The 18,900-nt window shown below is 62.6% G+C and carries 14 protein-coding genes; 12 read left to right on the top strand and 2 right to left on the bottom strand.

Features of this window, described 5'->3' with window-relative positions; genetic code table 11:
* Positions 1-28: 28 nt before the first annotated feature.
* The 8 genes from BM235_RS04400 to zapA all read left to right on the top strand — a co-directional run bounded on the left by BM235_RS04400 (position 29) and on the right by zapA (position 13,130).
* Positions 29-1,435, top strand: coding sequence for a phytase (locus tag BM235_RS04400; protein ID WP_090109826.1), 1,407 nt, complete (start codon positions 29-31; stop codon positions 1,433-1,435).
* 242 nt (positions 1,436-1,677) lie between these two features.
* Positions 1,678-2,805 carry an acyl-CoA dehydrogenase family protein gene (locus BM235_RS04395; RefSeq protein ID WP_090109825.1) on the top strand — a complete coding sequence of 376 codons (1,128 nt, stop codon included), beginning with the start codon at positions 1,678-1,680 and terminating at the stop codon, positions 2,803-2,805.
* Between the two features lie 22 nt (positions 2,806-2,827).
* Positions 2,828-3,646 (top strand): phosphate/phosphite/phosphonate ABC transporter substrate-binding protein, encoded by an 819-nt coding sequence (locus BM235_RS04390; RefSeq protein ID WP_090109823.1) that lies wholly within the window; start codon positions 2,828-2,830, stop codon positions 3,644-3,646.
* Positions 3,647-3,724: 78 nt separating this feature from the next.
* The gene (locus BM235_RS04385; RefSeq protein WP_090109821.1) at positions 3,725-4,918 is read left to right on the top strand and encodes a cobalamin-independent methionine synthase II family protein; all 1,194 of its coding nucleotides are present in this window, start codon (positions 3,725-3,727) and stop codon (positions 4,916-4,918) included.
* Positions 4,902-5,390 (top strand): OsmC family protein, encoded by a 489-nt coding sequence (locus tag BM235_RS04380; RefSeq protein WP_090109819.1) that lies wholly within the window; start codon positions 4,902-4,904, stop codon positions 5,388-5,390. The genes BM235_RS04385 and BM235_RS04380 overlap by 17 nt, the downstream gene beginning before the upstream one ends.
* Positions 5,391-5,864: 474 nt before the next feature.
* Complete coding sequence (pheS, locus tag BM235_RS04375) at positions 5,865-6,899, top strand: phenylalanine--tRNA ligase subunit alpha (protein WP_090109817.1); 1,035 nt, start codon at positions 5,865-5,867, stop codon at positions 6,897-6,899.
* Between the two features lie 53 nt (positions 6,900-6,952).
* A complete protein-coding gene (gene pheT, locus BM235_RS04370; protein ID WP_090109815.1) occupies positions 6,953-9,406 on the top strand; it encodes a phenylalanine--tRNA ligase subunit beta in 2,454 nt (817 codons plus the stop codon).
* Positions 9,407-9,509: 103 nt separating this feature from the next.
* A complete protein-coding gene (gene zapA / locus BM235_RS04365) occupies positions 9,510-13,130 on the top strand; it encodes a cell division protein ZapA (RefSeq protein ID WP_158544106.1) in 3,621 nt (1,206 codons plus the stop codon).
* Between the two features lie 95 nt (positions 13,131-13,225).
* On the opposite strand, the gene BM235_RS04360 is transcribed toward zapA, so the two are convergent.
* Entirely contained in the window at positions 13,226-13,594 is a 369-nt protein-coding gene (locus tag BM235_RS04360; RefSeq protein ID WP_090109811.1) for a cupredoxin domain-containing protein, read from the bottom strand.
* 198 nt (positions 13,595-13,792) lie between these two features.
* Positions 13,793-14,149: a phage holin family protein gene (locus tag BM235_RS04355; protein ID WP_090109809.1), complete on the bottom strand. Its 357-nt coding sequence runs from the start codon at positions 14,147-14,149 to the stop codon at positions 13,793-13,795.
* 152 nt (positions 14,150-14,301) lie between these two features.
* Between BM235_RS04355 and BM235_RS04350 the strand changes: the two genes are divergently transcribed.
* The 4 genes from BM235_RS04350 to cysK all read left to right on the top strand — a co-directional run bounded on the left by BM235_RS04350 (position 14,302) and on the right by cysK (position 18,730).
* Positions 14,302-16,671, top strand: a complete 2,370-nt coding sequence (locus tag BM235_RS04350) for an endonuclease MutS2 (protein WP_090109808.1) — start codon at positions 14,302-14,304, stop codon at positions 16,669-16,671.
* 17 nt (positions 16,672-16,688) lie between these two features.
* Complete coding sequence (locus BM235_RS04345) at positions 16,689-17,120, top strand: DUF350 domain-containing protein (RefSeq protein WP_090109806.1); 432 nt, start codon at positions 16,689-16,691, stop codon at positions 17,118-17,120.
* Positions 17,121-17,232: 112 nt separating this feature from the next.
* A complete protein-coding gene (locus BM235_RS04340) occupies positions 17,233-17,799 on the top strand; it encodes a hypothetical protein (protein WP_090109804.1) in 567 nt (188 codons plus the stop codon).
* 10 nt (positions 17,800-17,809) lie between these two features.
* On the top strand, positions 17,810-18,730 hold the full coding sequence (gene cysK / locus BM235_RS04335) for a cysteine synthase A (protein ID WP_090109802.1): 921 nt from the start codon (positions 17,810-17,812) through the stop codon (positions 18,728-18,730).
* Positions 18,731-18,900: the final 170 nt, after the last annotated feature.

Genomic DNA, 18,900 nt, shown 5'->3' with positions numbered 1-18,900 from the left:
TCAACGATGGAGAGGAACATGGATCCGTATGCATACTTGGAAAACGACACTGGCGGCGCTGCTCATCGCGGGCGCGCTTCTCCCCGCCGCATCGTCGGCTCGCGCGGCAACTGCCTCAACGGTGCAAGGTTACGAGCCGCTTCGCATTCAGATGGAGCAGATCGGCGCGACGATCACCTGGGACAGCGACGATAAATCCGCTTTGGTCAAGCTGAAGAACGGACTCGCGGGCACCTTCACGACAGGCGAGAAGGCGTACCGGCTGGCCGGCAAGGCGGGCGAGACGACGGAGGAGGTTAAGATCGTCGGCGGCAAGATGTATATCCCAACCAAGCTGCTGCAGGCCATCCTCGCCGAGAATGCCAAGTTCGCCGATCCGGCGGACATCATCGTCCCTTATTCGGTTACCGCCAAGGCTGAGACGACCGCCGTGGAGGATGGCGAGGATGCGGCCGACGATCCGGCCATCTGGCTCGATCCGAACGACGCCGCTCAATCTAAAATCATCGCAACCAACAAGGGCGGCGGCATCCTCGTTTACGATCTGAACGGCAAAGAGCTTCAGAACTACAAGGTCGGAAAGATGAACAACATCGACGTGCGTTACGGGTTCCAACTCGGCGGCAACAAAGTCGATATCGTCGGCGCGACCAACCGTACCACGAACACGGTCGACATTTTCAAGATCGACGGCGCGACCGGCGAGCTCACCGACATCGTAGCGGAGCCGATCAAGGCCAAGATGGAGGAGGTGTACGGATTCAGCCTGTATCACAGCCTGCGGACGGACAAGTTCTATGCGCTGGTGCTCGGCAAGGAAGGCGAGTTCGAGCAGTACGAGCTGAAGGATGACGGAAAAGGGAAACTCGCAGGCAAGCTGGTCCGCGAGTTCAAGCTCGCTACGCAATCCGAAGGCTTGGCGGCGGATGACGAATACGGCATGATGTATATCGCGGAAGAGGACTATGCGGTCTACAAATACGTTGCCGAGCCGGACGGGGGAGCCGATCCGCTGTCCACGGTGGACGTAGCGGACGGCCGCCGGCTGCAAGACGATATTGAAGGGCTGACGATCTACTACGGCGCGGACGGCCGCGGCTACTTGATCGCGTCCAGCCAAGGCAGCGACAGCTACGCTGTATATGATCGCGAAGACGACAATGCTTACATCGCCAGTTTCAAGATCGCGGACGGCCCGTCGACCGATGGCACCTCGGTCACGGACGGCATCGACGTGCTGGGATTCGGGCTGGGCGAATCATATCCCTACGGCGTGTTCATCGCCCAGGACGACGCCAATATCGACGGCGGCAAAAAGCTCAACCAGAACTTCAAAATGGTCGCTTGGGAACAGATCGCGCGCGGAGCGAAGACGCCGCTTCTGCTCGACAATCAGGTGGACCCGCGCATGCTCCAGAACCGCAGCGCCAAGTAATCGTTCACGGCGGTTCGTCATATCCTGATCGCGCCGAGCGCCGGAGGCTATTCCTCCGGCGCTTGTCTTTGCGGCGTTTGGACGAGGAGATAACCGCTGGCGGCGATTTTATTCCATTCTGTCATGAGCGACATGAAAATCGCTCCTATCCTATTAAGGTTATGATATATTTATTTTCGGTATGGTAGTCGAGCAGCAAGCACATCGTCTTTTCCATCATGTGGGGAAGGAAGGGGACTTTTATGAATCAGGTTTATCAAGAAGGCAAGGCTTTTGCAAAGTCCTACATAGAACCCTTCACGGAGCGGACGGACGCGGAGTCGAGATTTCCGGAGGAATCCTTTAAGGCGTTGGCCGAACAAGGCTTTCTGAAGCTGCTGGTACCGGAGGCGTACGGCGGATCGGGCAAAGGGCTGGAGGCGCATGCCCAGGCTTGTCTGGCATTTGCGGAGACGTGCGCCACGACCGCGCTTTGCTATATGATGCACAATGTCGCGGTCATGTGCCTGGTCACGCACGGCAGCGAGGAGCTGAAGAAGCGGGTTTTTGCGGACATCGTCGATAACGGAAAGTTCATGGCGCTGGCCTACAGCGAATTCGGAACAGGCACCCACTTTTATATTACGGAAATGACTGCCGAGGTTAACGGCGAATACACCACGTTCAACGGAAAAAAGAGCATGGTCACGTCCGCTTCCTATGCGTCCTACTATCTCGTGCTTGCGCCGTCTGTCGACGAAGGCAAAATCAACAACTGGGTGTTCCCGCTGGAGTCCAAAGGTCTGTCGTTTGGATTGTCGGAATGGAACGGCCTGGGGATGAGGGGCAATTCGTCTTGTCCCGTGAACATCGATCATATAACGCTGGATTCGACGCATCGCATCGGAGCGGAAGGTTCGGGCCAGGAACAGGTGTTCAATGTCGTCGCTCCGTTCTTCATCACGGGGCTGGGCGCGATCTACAGCGGCACGGCCTTGCATATGTTCGAGATCGCTAGCGGACATGCTTCGGGCAGGAAATACCCCGATGGAAGCACGTTGTCCAATATCGAAACGGTTCAAATTCATATCGGGAGCATTTACAAGCAGGCGTCAGCCGCAAAGGCCATCACGATGGAAGCCGCCAGAGCGGGCGCGAGCGGAGAGGCCGACGCGTTGGCGAAGATTTTATCGGCCAGAATCTTTGCCTCGGAAGCCGCGATCGAATGCGGAAGACTGGCCATGAGAGTCGGCGGCGGGAAAGCCTACAATAAGGCGCTTCCGCTCGAAAGACTGCTCAGGGACGCCTATGCCGGCCAGATCATGGCGCCAAGCGCGGACGTCCTGACCGTCTGGCTGGGTAAAGCATTGACGGGCCAGATGATCCCATAAACACGCAAAGGAGCGAGCGCGGTTGAGCAAGGATCCGATTAAAGTCGGGGCGGTTATCTACGATCCGCGGGTTACCGTGATCTGGGGCATCATCGCCGATTTTTTCAAAGCGGAAGGTCTCGAGATCGAATGCGTTTACTACAAGGATTATGAGGGACAGGTCGACGGCTTGATGGAGCGGGAGATCGATATCGCCTGGAATTCCCCGCTGGCCTGGCTGGATACGTACTTAAGGACGGACGGCAAGTGCCTGATGGGTTCTATGAGAGATACGGACCGGGACAGAAAGACCGTCTTCGTCGTTCGAAAAGACAGCGGCATCGACGATTTAGATGGACTGAGGGGAAAGAAGATCGGCTTCGGCGCGATCGATTCTCCGCAAGCCCGATTGATTCCGATTAATCATCTGCATCGGCATGGACTTGAATACGGAGCGGATTATACGGAGCAAAGGTTCGATATCGGCGTCGGCCTCCACGGCGACCACGTCGGCGGAGAGCTGGACGCGATGAAAGCGTTGATGGCGGGAACGGTGGACGCCGCCGTCGCGCTGGATCTGAACTGGGAGGCGTGGAAGGCGGACGGCACCGTCGACGCCAATCAGCTGGTCTGCATCGATGCGACGTCATTGTTCGACCACTGCATTTTCACGGCGCATCCCGACTTTTCGACGGAAAGTTTCGCGCAATGGCAGCAGGTGCTCCACCGGATGGACTACGGCAACGAAGCCCACCGGAAGATGATGGACATGGAAGGCTTGAAGGAATGGGTGCAGGGCAGAATCTCGGGATTCGAGCAGCTGCGCGAAGCCAACGAATATTTGAAGTTTCTGAATACCTAAGACCGTTGAAAAGAGAAGCGTGGAAGCCTCCGCTACTTCTCTTTTCCCTATTTATATTCACTTCGGGAGATCGAGCCTATGAAAAAGCCGTTGCCGCTGTTCCCCGCTTCCTTGATCGGAAGCATGCCGAGATCCAAAGAGGTGCTTAGCGCCTTAAGAATGACGAGAAGCGGAAGGATGGAACCCAGCGACTTCGACCGGCTGATCGAGGCGGAAACGCGCAAAGTCGTCCGGTTGCAGGAGGCGTCGGGGATCGATATCGTCACGAGCGGCGAGTTGGGGCGGGATAACTACGTATCCTTCGTCGCAGGCAAAATCGGCGGCGTTCGAATGATGAGCATGAGCGACATGCTCGAATATATCGACGATAAAAAGGCGTTCGAGGACATGCTGACCGCGCTCGACGTGCCGGCCGTGAGCATTAAAAACGCGATTTGCGTAGGCCGGCTGCAGTACGAAGGGGAAATCGTCGCGAGCGAGCTTCGGATGCTTAAGAGGCTCACTGACAAACCCGTCAAGATTACGTTGCCGGGTCCCTATCTGCTGACCCGATCGATGTGGCTTCCGAATCTCTCCGGCCAGGCATACGGGAGCAAGGAAGAGCTTGGACAGGATGTCGTCCGGATCTTGAAGGAAGAGATGGACAACCTGGCGAGCATCGGCGTCGACGTGATTCAGTTCGACGAACCGGTATTGACCGAGGTCGTATTCACGGAGGGCAAGCCCAGGTCCTTTATGTGCGCGGCGCTCTCCGAGAGAAAGGATCCGAAGGAGGAGCTCGAATTCGCCGCTTCCTTGATCGGACAGGTCATGGCGCACGTCGACCGAACCCAGACCGTCGCTTCTTTGCATGTGTGCAGGGGCAACTGGAGCAAAAACGAAAGCACGCTGTTGACAGGTCCTTACACGCCGCTACTTGAGCTGTTCGCCAAGGTGAATCCGGACCTGCTGACTCTCGAATTTTCGACGCCAAGAGCAGGGGAGCTGAGCTCCTTGTTGGCCGATCCGAGGATTGCGGCGCATACGGCGCTCGGTCTAGGCGCGATCAATCCGCGTACGGATGACGTCGAAACGATAGATTCGATCATCTCAAAAGCGCAAGAGGCTGCGACCTATCTGCCGGTCGATCGAATATGGCTGAATCCGGACTGCGGCTTCGCTACCTTCTCCAATAGTCCTGTCAATGTACTGGAGACGATCGCAGGCAAAATTCGTTCGTTAACGGAAGCGGCTTCCGTGCTAAGGAGCAAGCATCATGAAGCGAACGGATGACCGATTAAACGCCTTGTACGAGTCCAAGATGTTCAATATGAACTTTAGAGGCACGTCGACCGACCTCTCCTCCGTAAAAATTTATACGAATAAAAACAGCGTTCAGGTCGAAAAGCAAATCAGCTTCGACTCGGAATACAAGCCGATCACCAGTCTTGAATATTTCGCGGGATCCGTGTTGAGCAGCATCCTGTTGGCGTTTTTGGAGCGGCCGAATAAAAGGGGCTCCGTCGTTGAAGAGATTGAAGGCGTATTGAACCTTTCTCTGGAGAACCCTTTATCTCTGGTTGGCGTCAAAGGGTACGAGGAAGAACCGCGTATAACCAAAATGACGGTGACCGTCTTTCTATACGTTGACTTGGAGGACAAGGCTTTTGACGATTTTTGCTCGGGCGCGCTTGCGCATTCTCCGATTTACAATACGTTAAAAAGATCGATGTCGCTTGAAGTCCTGTTTAAGAAGCTAGTCTGAGGCGATCAGTCTGCGACCGTCGCCTCTCTCCGCGGGGACGCCGAGCAGCGGTTTTAGCCGTCCGCTTGCTTGACGTGGCGCGTTCCCCTATAATAGTCAGTAATTCAAAGCAAAAATGGATAAATGCGACGATGGAGACAAGTAAGCAGCGCCTGCCTGACCAGGGAGGGTACGCCGAGACTGAGAGCGTGCCCGAGGAGAAGAGCTGCCGAATTTCACTCCGGAGCAGTCGCTTGAACGCCGACGATGCCAAGCGCGTGGGCCAGTAGAGCGGACCGGCAGCGGCCCGTTACGCCGTTCGAGCGGGAATTCCGGCTTGACGATGTTGCCGAATCGGCAGGTTGTCGTCAGCAAGTTTCCAATTAGGGTGGTACCACGGTCCTTTCGTCCCTTTTACGGGGAGGAAGGGCCTTTTTTGTCGGTTCGCCAAGGGCGAGCCGGCCGATAGACCAAGCGATAAAGGAGAGAGGCATCATGAAGGAACGGTTGGAGGCGCTGCGCGTCGAAGCGTTGGCGCAGCTGCAGGAGGTGGCCGATGCCGGCCGCTTGAACGACCTGCGCGTGCATTATTTGGGCAAAAAGGGCCAGCTCACTGAGATTCTCCGCGGCATGGGCGGACTCAGCGCCGAGGAGCGTCCGGTGATCGGGCAGGTCGCCAACGACGTACGGGCGGCTATCGAGGAAGTGCTCGCCGACAAGCAAGCCGCCTTCGACCGCGCCGAGACGGAGCGGAGGCTGGCCGCGGAGACGATCGACGTCACGCTGCCGGGCAGGGCCGTCGCGACCGGCAGCGTCCACCCGCTGACCAAGGTCACGCAGGAGATCGAAGATATTTTCCTCGGCATGGGCTACACGATCGCGGAAGGCCCCGAGGTCGAGACCGACTACTTCAACTTCGAGGCGCTGAACCTGCCGAAGGACCATCCGGCGCGGGACATGCAGGATTCCTTCTACATTACGGACGAGATTCTGCTTCGCACGCATACCTCTCCGGTTCAGATCCGCGCGATGAAAAACGCGGACGGCGCGACGCCGCTCAAGGTCATCTGCCCGGGCCGCGTCTACCGCCGCGACGACGACGACGCGACGCATTCGTTCATGTTCCACCAGATCGAAGGTCTGGTCGTCGGCCCCGACATCCGCATGAGCGACCTGAAGGGCACGCTGCTCCAATTCGTCCAGGCGATGTACGGGCCGCAGGTGCAAATTCGCCTTCGTCCGAGCTTCTTCCCGTTCACCGAGCCGAGCGCAGAGGTCGACGTCACCTGCACGCAGTGCGGCGGACAAGGCTGCCGGATGTGCAAGCAATCGGGCTGGATCGAGATCCTCGGCTGCGGCATGGTGCACCCGAAGGTGCTCGAGCACGGCGGCTTCGACCCCGAGCAAGTGTCCGGCTTCGCCTTCGGCATGGGCGTCGAACGCATCGCCTTGCTGAAGTACGACATCGACGATATTCGTCACTTCTACAACAACGATCTGCGGTTTCTCGGGCAATTCGCCCGCATGTGACGGCTGCGGCCGGTATCTCAGCGAAGGTGGAAAAGGAAGGGGCGGTATAACACGTGAACGTATCCTATCAATGGTTAAGCGAATATATCGATCTCGGCGGCATCGAGCCGCAAGAGCTCGCCGATCTGCTCACGAGGGGCGGCATCGAGATCGACGGCGTCGTCTCCCGCAACGCAGGAGTCACCAAGACGGTCGTCGGGTATGTTTTGGAAAAGGAAAAGCACCCTGACGCGGATAAGCTGAACGTCTGCAAAATCGATGCCGGCACCGGCGAAACGCTGCAAATCGTCTGCGGCGCGCCTAACGTCGCGGCGGGGCAAAAGGTGCCCGTCGCGCTCGTGGGCGCGAAGCTGCCGGGCGACCTGCAGATTAAGCGCGCCAAGCTGCGCGGCGTTGAGTCTCAGGGTATGATCTGTTCGGCCAGAGAGCTCGGCATCAACGACAAGCTGCTCCCCAAGGAGCTGCAAGAGGGCATCCTCGTGCTGCCTGCGGACACGGCGGTGGGCACGGATATCGCCGACTTGCTCGGCTTGAACGACGCGGTGCTGGAGCTCGATCTGACGCCGAACCGTTCGGATTGCCTGAGCCTGCTGGGCGTCGCCTACGAGACCGCCGCGCTGACCGGCCGGCCGTTGACGCTGCCGGAGCCGGAAAAGGCGCTGTATTCGGCGGCCGACAAGACCGCGGACGCGATCAAGGTCGCGATCGAGTCGAGCGAGGCTTGCAGCCACTACGCGATGCGCGTCGTGAAGGGCGTCAAGATCGGCCCGTCCCCGCTCTGGCTGCAGAACCGGCTGATCGCCGCGGGCATCCGGCCGATCAGCAACGTCGTCGACGTCACCAACTTCGTCATGCTGGAGTACGGCCAGCCGCTGCACGCGTTCGACGCCGCCAAGGTCAAGGGCGCCGTCCGCGTTCGTTTCGCCCGCGAAGGCGAGACGCTGGTCACGCTCGACGGCCAGGAACGGAAGCTCGAACCGCACATGCCGGTCATCGCCGACGACGAGCGCGCGATCGCGCTGGCCGGCGTCATGGGCGGTCTCGATACCGAAGTGACGCCCGACACGGTCGATATTCTGCTTGAATCCGCCAGGTTCGCGGGCGCCGCGGTACGCAAGACGTCGCGCCAGCTGGGTCTTCGGTCCGAAGCTTCGGCGCGCTTCGAGAAAGGCGTCGATCCGGAGCGCGTGCGCGGCGCGCTGGACCGCGCGGCTTCGCTGATCGCGCAGACGGCCGGCGGGCTCGTCACCGACGGCGTCTCCGAGGTTCGCCTCGCTGCGCCCGAGCCGGCCGTCATCGAGCTGTCTCTCGAGCGGATCAACCGGATGCTCGGCACCTCGCTCTCCTCGCTCGAGGTCAAGACGATCTGGTCGCGGCTTCAGTTCGCGGCCGAGCCGGCCGGCGAAGGCGTATGGCGCCTGACCGTGCCGACGCGCCGAGGCGATATTACGCGCGCGGTGGACCTGATCGAAGAGGTCGCGCGGCTCAACGGCTACGACCGTATCCCGACGACCCGCATCGAAGGGCCGACGACGACGGGCGCGCTTACGAAGCCCCAGTCGATCCGCAGAGAGCTGCGGAAGCTGCTGTCCGAAGCCGGGCTTAGCGAGGCCGTGACGTATTCGGTCACCTCCGCAAGCCGGGCCGCGCTGTTCCCGGCGCTGTCCGGGGCAGCCGAAGGCATGCGCCCGATCGGCCTTGCGATGCCGATGAGCGAGGAGCGCAGCGCGCTTCGCGCGACGCTGCTGCCGAACCTGCTGGAGGCCGCTTCTTACAACAAGTCTCGCCGCAACGCGAGCGCCGCGTTGTTCGAGATCGCCAGCGTGTATCATTCCGCCGAAGAGAAACTGACGACCCTGCCTGCGGAGCATCCGCGTCTGGCCTTCCTGCTGACGGGCAATCGCGAGGGCTCCGGCTGGAACCAAGCGGCGACGGCGTACGACTTCTACGATGCGAAGGGCATCGTCGAAAAGCTGCTGACGCGGCTCGGCCTGACCGGCGCGGTCCGCTTCGAGCAGGCGCAGCCCGCGGACTTCCATCCGGGCCGCACGGCGGCGTTGAAGCTCGCGACCGCGACCGGCGAAGTCGCGATCGGTTATGTCGGGCAGCTGCATCCGGAGCTTCAACGCGAGTTCGACCTGGGCGACGCCTATGCCGCCGAGATCGATTTGAAGCCGCTCTACGAAGCGGCTGACGCACGCATCGTCTACGGCACTTTGCCGCGCTTCCCGTCCGCGGAGCGGGACCTGGCCGTCGTCGTCGACGGATCGGTGCCGGGAGCGTCCCTGGTAGAGGCCGCTCGGCAGGCTGCGGGCGAATGGCTCGAGTCCGTCCGCGTGTTCGACGTCTACGCGGGCGAGCGTCTCGGCGCAGGCAAAAAGAGCGTGGCGCTCTCGATCGTTTATCGTCATCCGGATCGTACATTGAACGATGAAGAGATCGCCGAAGCGCAGCAATCCGTCGTTTCGCGACTGGAACAATCTTTCAGCGCGGAGCTTCGCAAATAAGCAGGAAACGGCGCAAAGCGCAGCGAATACATCAGAACGCGAAAAGCGGGCTGAGCGACGTTCGCTGCGATTTTGCTTAAGTTGGAACGTGGGAGGAATAACCGTGAATGCTGACGACAAGACACGCGTAACGGTTGACATATACGGCACGCAATACACGTTGACCGGACACACCAGCAGCGAGTACATGAAGCGGGTGGCCCTGCTCGTCAGCGATCAGATGCACAAGATCGCGAGCGGCTCCCCGCGGCTCGACCTCGCGAGGCTCGGCGTGCTCGCCTCGGTCAATATGGCGGACGAGCTCATGCGCATCCGCCGGGAGAACGAGCGGCTCCTCCACGAGGAAGTAGAACGCAAACGGCTGTCGGCGGAGATCGAGACGCTGCTGGCCGATTGGGATAAACACAAGGCGGAGAGCGCGGCGGCATTGGAAGCGGCGGAGCGGGATTTCGCCGAGCGGCAGGCCGAGTCGAAGCGGCAAGCCGAACAATCCGTCGCCGAAGCGGCGGCCAAGGCGGACGAAGAACGCGAGCGGCTGCGCAGCGTTCATCAGGCCGAGCTCGACAGGATCATGGCCGACCACGCGGCCGAAGCCGAGCTGTACGCCGAAGAGGCCGAAGCGCTTCGGTCGGCGCATGCGGCGGAGCTCGAGCGAAAGACGTCGGGCCATGAAGCGGAGCTTGCGAGCTTGAAGTCCGCGCAGCGCGCAGAGCTTGAGCGTCTTCAGGCGGCGCAGGCGACGGAGCTCGAACGTATTCGCTCGGCGCACGCGGACGAACTGGAGCACGCGACTGTCGCGCTGCGCGCGGAGCTGGATGACGCGGCCGAGAGACACGCGACCGAGCTTGAAAGCGTCGTCTCCGCGCACGGCGCGGAGCTTGAGCGGATCTTGGCCGACCATGCTGCCGAAGCCGAGCTGTACGCCGAGGAAAATGAAGCGCTCAAACGGGCGCATGCCTCGGCGACGGACGAGCTCAAAGCCGCGCACGCGGCGGAGCTGGCGCGGTTCCGGTCCGCGCAGGAAGCGGACCGCGAGCGGGTTCGGGCGACGTACGAAGCCGAGCTGCGCGACGAGCGCGCCGCCCGCGCCGAAGCGCTCGAATCCGCAAGCGCGGCGCATGCGGCGGAGCTGGCGGCGCTGAAGGACGGGCACGAGCGGTCGCTGGCCGAGCAGACCGGACGGCACGACGAAGAGCTTCGCACGATGCGGCAAGGCTATGAGGACGAGCTGGCGCTGCTGCTGGAGGGCAAGCAGGAAGAATTGCAGCGGCTGACGCTGACGCTCGAGACGGCGCTGCGGGAGCGGGAGGAGATTCGCGCCCGCATGCAGGACGCCTTGGACGCGGCGCTCGCCGAGAGCGAGGACCGCGTGAACGTTCTTCGGGATAGCCATGCGGCGGAGCTGGCCGGGCTCGAGGCGCGTCAGGCCGAGGAGCGGGAGCGCGCCGAGGCGGCTCGCGCCTCCGAGCTCGCGGCGCTGAAGGCCGGTCACTTGGCGGACCTGGAGCGGCTAGGCGCGGGACACCGGGCCGAGCTCGAGGAGCTCCGCCTGGAGCTGGAGCTCGAGCGCGAAGCCCGCGAGACGGAGGGCGCCGCCGCCGGCGCGAAGCTGGCCGAAGCGTTGGATAGCGCGGCGGCGGAACGGGAAGCCGCGGTCGCCAAGCTGCGCGCCGAGCACGCGGAAGAGCTCGAGCGCGCGCTCGGGCAGAGCCGCGGCGAAGCGGAGCGCCTGCGTGCCGCCCATCAGGCGGAGCTGGACGCGCTGCAGCGCGAGAGCCTTGACGCGCTTGAAGCGGTCAAGGGCGAGAGCAGGGACGCGCTGGAGGCGGCGAAGACCGAGCTCGGCGGCGAGCTCGAAGCCGCCAGGGCGACGGTAGAGCGCCTGCATGCGCAGCTGGCCGAGCAGATGTCCGCGGCCAGGCAGGCCGTGGCGGCGGCGGAAGCGAACTTCGACGAAGAGCGCCGCGCGATGACGGAGCGTCTGGATGCCGCCATGCAGGATGCCGAGGCGGCCAAGCAGGAGACGGTCGTCGCGAAGCAAGAGGCGGTCGCGGCCAAGCTGCGAATCGATGCCGATGCGCGGAATTTCGCGGAGGAGCGCCTGAAGCTCGCGGAGCAGGCGGAACGGCAGCTCGCGGATGCAGCGGCGCTGCTGGAAGAGCGTCTGCGCGAGGCCGGCGAAGAGGCGGAGCGGCGTATCGCGCAAACGAAGGCGGAGGCTGCGTCCGAACTTGAGGCTGCGCTCAAGGAAGCCGCGGCGCCGCTTGAAGCCGAACTGATTAAAGCAAGGCAAGCAGCGGACGATGCGGGGCTGGAACTGGAGCTGCTGCGCGAGGAGCGCGACGAAGAGCTGGCGCTTCTGCGCGCGGCGCATTCCGAAGAGCTGGCGAAGCTTCGCGAAGCGCAAGCCGGCGAGCTGTCGCGGCTTGCGGCCGAACGCGCGGCTGCGCTCAAGGAAGCCGCGGCGCCGCTCGAAGCGCAGCTCGCTGAGGCGCGGCAGGCAGCGGACGACGCTCGGCTGGAGCTGGAGCTGCAGCGCGAAGAGCGCGACGAAGAGCTGGCGCGATTGCGCGCGTCGCAGGCCGACGAGCTGGCGAAGCTCCGCGAAGCGCAAGCCGGTGAGCTGTCGCGGCTTGCAGCCGAACGCGCTGCCGCCCTCAAGGAAGCTGCGGCGCCGCTCGAAGCCGAGCTGGCCGAGGCGAAGCGCGCGGCGGACGACGCGCGTCTGGAGCTGGAGCTGCTGCGCGAAGAGAGCGGCGAGGCGCTGATGCGCCTGCGCGCGGCGCAAGCCGAAGAGCTGACCAGACTCCGCGATGCGCAAGAGGAGGAGCTGTCCGGTCTCCGCGACGCGCAGGCCGAAGAACTGTCGCGAATTCGCGCCGCGCAGGAAGAAGCGGTGCGACGGGCGACGGCCGAGGCAGAAGCGGGAGCGGCCTCCGGGCGCGAAGCGATCCAGGAAGAGCTTCGCGTGACGCAGGAGCTGTACGAGGCCGAGCTGAAGCAGGCGCTCGGCGGTCGCGACGCCGCGCTGGCAGCCGCCGAGACGGCGCGCGCCGAGAACGAACAAGCGCAAGCGCGCTGGTTGGAGCGGGAGCGCGAATGGCAGTCGCAGCGCGCGAAGCTCGAAGCCGAGACGGAAGCGCTGCGCGCCGCCGCGGAGCAGCGCCTTCAGGCGGCGGCCGCTCAGGAAGCGGCGCTGATCGAGGCGGAAAAGGCGGCTTCCGAGCGATTGCGCGACGAAGCCGACGCCCGCGAAGCCGCCGAGCGCGAAGCGAATCGGCTTAAGGAGCTGGCGGACGAGCTTGCCGAGCGCGAGCAAAGCGCGGCCGACGCGATCCGGCAGCTCCAGCGGCGGGCCGAAGAGGCGGCGCGGGAGCGCGATGCCGCCTCCGAGCGGCTGGAGTCGCTCGAGAGCAAGCTCCGCCAAGCTGCCGGCGAGCAGCAACGTGAACGCGAATCGCTGCTTCGCGCCGGGGAAGAGCTGAGATCCGCCCGCGAGCAGGCGGCGGCAGCCGTCGCATTGCAGGCCGAGCGCGATGCGCTCGCGCGGCAGCTGCAGGCTGCCGGCGAAGCCGCTCCAAACCCGGTTGACGCGGAAGAAGCGGAGCGGACGGCGCAGGAGCTGGATCGCGTCCGCCGCGAGCACGAGGCGCTGAAGATCGAGTACAACAAGCTGCAGATCGAGTACAACGAGTGGATCGACATGCTCGAAGAGCACACCTGACGGTCGCAGAAGGCCCGACGGTCAGTACGTCAAACCAAAAAATCGCCCTTCCGAACGGATCAGATCCGGCAGGAAGGGCGATTCCTTTATCCTGTTTATTCTACGATCAGCGTGGCCTTCATCGACAAATGCCCCTGCCCGCACACGACGCTGCATTTGATCGTGTAGGTGCCGGCCGCCAGCGTCGCGACCTTGGACTTTTTGCCGTTGCTCAGCTTGACGCCCGCCTTTTCGATCTCGACGCCGTGCGCGCCCTGCTCGTTTTCGAGCATGTAGCGAATCGGCGTATCCTTCGGCACCTTGTATTCGGCTTGGTCGAACTTCCAATTGGTTGCCCGAATGATCAGGTCCTGCGACGCGACGGCCGTCTCCTGCTCCGCAGCGTCGTCGTTCTTGCCTCCGCAGGCGGCGAGCGCGCCCGTGAGCGCGAGCGCGACCAACGCGGCGGCTATTTTTTTTCGCATATGTATTCCCCCATCCCATGATCGCCGGGTATGAGCGGGTCATGCCCAGACTTTACTATATTAGCATATCCTGCCGCGAGGATAAAAAAGGAAATAAGCCAGCTCCGCGACTGGCGTGCGGTATACGAAAAACCTCGCGGCTCCGTTACCGGAGGCCGCGAGGTTTTAGGGGGGGGCCGAGACCGTTGCGCGATGCTGTCAATCGTGGCGCTTGCCGGCTTTGTACGGGTTGCCGATCGGGATGAACAAGTCGATGATCCCGATGACTAGCGCCGCGAGCAGCGCGCCCAGAATCGAGGCGGAGACGCCGCTTACGACGAACTGCGCGAGCCAGATGACGAGCGCGCTGCATAGGAAGCCGACGATGCCGCGCCCGAACGGGGTCACGTTTTTGCCGAAAATCGCCTCGATGATCCAACCGAGCACGGCGATCACCAGCGCGAGCATGAGGGCGCTCCAGAAGCCGCCGACCGTGAAGTGCGGAACCAGGTATCCGACGATCATCAGGACGATCGCGGAGACGATAAAGCGTACGACATGGCCTAGAAAATGCATGGCTTGATTACCTCCCGTTGTGGGCTGTCGTCCGGCGTGCCGCCGGCATTAAAGGTATTGTATCCAGTTTGATCTCCTGTTATAACGGAGGCGTAATGCAAGCGCAGCCGCCATCGGATATAATGAGAGGCGAGAGGAGTTGTCGCAACGCCGTGAACGACAAGGCGCTATATACATTGGAATACCATAAAATCAGCGAGCGGCTGCGCGAGCTCGGAGAGACTTCGCTCGGCAAGGAGCAAGCGGCGCTCAATCGTCCTTCTTCCGATCTTAGGGAAGTGAACAGGCGGCTCGATACGACGGCCGAAGCCGTGCGCGCGACGGACGTCAAGGGCGCGCCGCCGTTCGGCGGCATCACCGACGTTCGTCCCGCGCTGGGGCGGGCGAAGCTCGGGGCGATGCTGCTTCCGTCGGAGCTGATCGACATCGCCCAGTTCATCATGGGCTCGAGGCGCATCCGCAAATACGTAGGCGCCGTATCCGAAGAAGCGGACATTCCGCTGCTCGAGGATCTATGCGAGCCGCTCATCGACGCCAAGCAGCAGGAGGACGAGATCCGCCGGTGCATCGACGAGCAGGGCGACGTGCTGGATGCCGCGAGCGCCGAGCTGGCCGCGATCCGCAGGGAGATCCGCACGAACGAAGGCCGCGCCCGGGAAAAGCTCGAAGGCATGATCCGCTCGTCCTCGGTGCAGAAAATGCTGCAGGACGCGCTCATCACGATGCGCGGAGACCGGTACGTCATCCCGGTCAAGGCCGAATACCGTTCTCACTTCGGCGGCATCGTGCACGACCAGTCGGGCAGCGGCGCGACGCTGTTCATCGAACCGGAGGCTGTCCTTCAAATCAACAACAAGCTCCGCGAGCTCAAGCTGCGCGAGACGCGCGAGATCGAGCGCATCCTGCGGCAGCTGTCCGAGAGCGTCGGCGTGAAGGCGGAGCTGCTCATCGGCGACGCCGAGGCGCTCGGCTACATCGATTCGATCTTCGCGCGGGCGAAGCTGGCCGACCGGATGCAGGCGACCAAGCCGCAGATGAACGGCGAAGGCCGCCTGCGGCTCAAGCGCGCCCGGCATCCGCTGATCGACCCCAAAAAGGTCGTGCCTACCGATATCGAGCTGGACGATACGCATTCGGCGATCATCGTCACCGGTCCGAATACGGGCGGCAAGACCGTGTCGCTCAAGACGGTCGGCCTGCTCAGCCTGATGGCGATGTCCGGCTTGTTCGTGCCCGCCGACGAAGGCACGATCCTGTGCGTCTTCGACGGCATTTATGCCGATATCGGCGACGAACAGAGCATCGAGCAAAGCCTGAGCACGTTTTCCAGCCATATGACGAATCTGATCGGCATGCTGGGCCAGGTGACGAGCCGCAGCCTCGTCCTGCTCGACGAGCTGGGCGCGGGCACCGATCCGGCCGAGGGCTCGGCGCTCGCGATCGCCATCCTCGAGCATCTGCACCGCTTGCGCTGCCGGCTGCTCGCCACGACCCATTACAGCGAGCTGAAGGCGTACGCGTACAATCGCGAGGGCATCATGAACGCCAGCATGGAGTTCGACGTCGCGACGCTGAGTCCGACCTACCGGCTGCTCGTCGGCGTGCCGGGCCGAAGCAACGCCTTCGCGATCGCGGAGCGGCTCGGTCTGCCCCGGTCGATCATCGACCGCGCGCGCGGCGAGGTGTCGGACGACGAGCTCAAGGTCGATACGATGATCGCTTCGCTCGAGCGGGACCGCCGGACGGCCGAGTCCGACCGCCAGCTGGCGGAGCGGATCAAGCGCGAGGCCGAGGAATTGCGCCTGAAGCTCGAAGAAGACCGCGCGAAGCTTCAGGATCAGCGCGTCAAGCTGCTCGAAGACGCTCGCGAGGAAGCCCGGCTTCAAGTGGCGAAGGCCCGGCGCGAAGCCGAGGAGATCATCGCCGACCTGCGCAAGCTCGCGCTCGAAGAAGCGGCCAGCGTCAAGGAGCACAAGCTCATCGAAGCCCGCCGCAGGTTGGACGACGCCGTCCCGGCGCCGGTCGAGAAGCCGCGTCCGGCCGCATCCAAGAGCGCGAAGCTCGGGCCTGGCGACGAGGTCAGGGTGTATAGCCTCGGCGGCCAAAAGGGGCACATCGTCGAGCTGGCGGGCAGCGATGCGTTCGTTCAGCTCGGCATCATGAAGATGAAGGTGCCGCTGGCCGATCTCGAGCCGGTCAAAGCGCCGAAGGATACGGGGGCCAAAAAGACGCAGCCCGTCCCTTCCGGCGCGACCGTGAAGCGCGCGGCCTCGGACCAGATCCGGACGGAGCTCGATCTCCGGGGCGCCACGCTAGACGAGGCGATCATCGAGACGGACCGCTTCCTCGACGAATCGTTTCTTTCGAATCTGCACCAGGTTTATATCATCCATGGCAAAGGGACGGGAGCGCTCCGAACGGGCATTCAGGAGTTCTTGCGCAGGCATAAGCACGTGAAGAGCTATAGGCTCGGCAATTATGGCGAGGGCGGCGCCGGCGTTACCGTGGCGGAGCTGAACTAGCGTTAGGAGCGTTCCGCATGAATGAGCCAAGTAGCATCGACCGACTGCTGTCCCATCCGGCGGTCGCGATCCCGGCGTATTTTTCCGTAGGCATCCTGATGCTGATCATCTGCCTCTATTGCTTCGAGCGGGTGACCAAATACGAATGCTGGCAGGAGATCCGCAAAGGCAACATCGCGGTCGCCATGGCGACCGGCGGCAAGATATTCGGCATCTGCAACATTTTCCGGTTTTCCATTCAGACCAAAGACAGCATTTACGAGAGCATGCTGTGGGCGGGCGGCGGATTTCTGCTCCTGCTCGCCGCGTACCTGCTGTTCGAGTTCGTCACCCCGGTATTCCGGATCGACGAGGAGATCGGCAAGGACAATCGCGCGGTGGGCCTGATCTCCCTGCTCCTGTCCGTATCGCTGTCCTATATTATCGGCGCGGCGGTGACGCTGGATTGACGGCGGCCGCCGCAGGAGGTTTCGTATGAAGTATTTATGGGGAACGCTGTTCGCGCTTGCGGCCCTTTTCTTTATTCTTGGCGTCGTTTATATGATGAGGGAGGGTTAAGCCTTGGCTGCCAACGTGATCATTTGCCCCTGGTGTCAATCCGAGATTATTCAGGAGGCGGGGGAAGAACCGGACAAGTTCTGTCCCGTCTGCGACAACGAGCTCAGCGGTTACCGCACGCTCCGCTTCGGCCTGGGAGACGAGGAGCCGGCAGAGGACGAGGAAGAGGCCGAGGACGATGCGCTTTATGGGCGCCAAGGCCTCGGCGACCTGCCGGAGGATCTGGAAGGGCTCGGACTGGACGGCGACGACGACTTGCGCGGCAAGGACGAAGCGCTGCTCCGATACGAGGACACGGTCGAAGCGATTCTGGACGAGCAGGAGTTCGTGCCGGAATGCCCGCAGTGCCGGGAGTACATGGTCGAGACGGGGCGGCAGGTCGTGCAGGCTGCCTCGTTCGCGCCCAAGCGGCCGGAGCGGCTGCGCGGCGGGGCGATTATCGAGGCTCCTTTTTCAATGACGTTGTATATGTGCCCCTCGTGCTTCACGATGGCGTACGCGCTGTCCGAGGAGGACCGCAGCCGTATCGGAGACCGGTTGAGCCGGGATCCCGAAGCCGACCGAAAGTGAGACGACGCGCATGAAGAAGCTTGTGTATCAAAGCGTAACGGAACTGATCGGCGATACGCCGGCCGTTCGGCTGAACCGATTGACCGGCCCCGGCGACGCGGAGGTGCTCGTCAAGCTCGAGCGCTTCAACCCGAGCGGCAGCGTCAAAGACCGGGCGGCGAGCTCCCTGATCGAAGACGCCGAAGCGAGGGGGCTGATCGGTCCGGGCTCGCTTATCGTCGAGCCGACGAGCGGCAACACGGGCATCGGCCTGGCCATGAACGCGGCGGCCAAGGGCTACAGGCTCATCCTCGTCATGCCGGACAATATGTCCAAGGAACGAATCGACTTGCTGAAAGCTTACGGCGCCGAGGTCGTGTTGACGCCTGCGTCCCAGCGTATGCCCGGGGCGATTCGGGAAGCGCAGTCGATCGCGGCGGGCACGCCGGGCAGCTTTATGCCGAATCAATTCGACAACGCCGCCAATCCCGATGCCCATCGCAGAACGACGGCGCTGGAGATTCTTGAACAGACGGACGGGCGTCTGGACGCGTTCGTTGCCACGGCGGGCACGGGCGGCACGATCACCGGCACGGGCGAAACGCTGAAGGAGAGGCTGCCGAACCTTCACGTGACCGTCGTGGAGCCGGCGGGCTCTCCCGTGCTGTCGGGCGGCGTGCCTGGCCCGCACAAGCTCGTCGGCACGAGCCCCGGGTTCATCCCGTCCATCCTTAATACGGACGTCTACGACGAGATCGTGCAGGTGACGGACGACGACGCGATCGCGACGATGAAGCGGCTGGCGCGCGAGGAAGGGATATTGGCCGGACCGTCGTCCGGCGCGTCGGTATGGGCCGCGCTCCAGCTGGCCCGCAAGCTGGGCAAAGGCAAGCGGGTGCTGTGCATCGCGCCGGATACGGGCGAGCGGTACCTGTCAATGGATTTGTTTTAAGCTCGCGTCGCGAAGCTGACGATCTCAAGAGGTCATTATTTGTCGTGGCGCGATCCCGCTGAGAGGCTCTGTATAGAGCCTCTTTTTCATTGGCGGCGTGGTACTGCAATTTAGCGCTGTAGAGCGCTTCTTTACAGTATGATGGGATAAGCATCCGAAGTTGGCCGCAT

This window comes from Cohnella sp. OV330 (assembly GCF_900112065.1).
In the GTDB taxonomy this organism is placed as follows: Bacteria; Bacillota; Bacilli; order Paenibacillales; family Paenibacillaceae; genus Cohnella.
The sequence above is the reverse complement of the archived record's forward strand: the minus strand, read 5'-3'. Positions and strand labels throughout refer to the sequence as shown.

Coding starts and splice junctions, on each gene's coding strand:
- BM235_RS04360 (WP_090109811.1), bottom strand. CDS start 13,594: ATGCGAAAAAAAATAGCCGCCGCGTTGGTCGCGCTCGCGCTCACGGGC.
- BM235_RS04385 (WP_090109821.1), top strand. CDS start 3,725: ATGAAAAAGCCGTTGCCGCTGTTCCCCGCTTCCTTGATCGGAAGCATG.
- BM235_RS04380 (WP_090109819.1), top strand. CDS start 4,902: ATGAAGCGAACGGATGACCGATTAAACGCCTTGTACGAGTCCAAGATG.
- BM235_RS04400 (WP_090109826.1), top strand. CDS start 29: ATGCATACTTGGAAAACGACACTGGCGGCGCTGCTCATCGCGGGCGCG.
- BM235_RS04355 (WP_090109809.1), bottom strand. CDS start 14,149: ATGCATTTTCTAGGCCATGTCGTACGCTTTATCGTCTCCGCGATCGTC.
- cysK (WP_090109802.1), top strand. CDS start 17,810: ATGAAGAAGCTTGTGTATCAAAGCGTAACGGAACTGATCGGCGATACG.
- pheS (WP_090109817.1), top strand. CDS start 5,865: ATGAAGGAACGGTTGGAGGCGCTGCGCGTCGAAGCGTTGGCGCAGCTG.
- BM235_RS04345 (WP_090109806.1), top strand. CDS start 16,689: ATGAATGAGCCAAGTAGCATCGACCGACTGCTGTCCCATCCGGCGGTC.
- BM235_RS04395 (WP_090109825.1), top strand. CDS start 1,678: ATGAATCAGGTTTATCAAGAAGGCAAGGCTTTTGCAAAGTCCTACATA.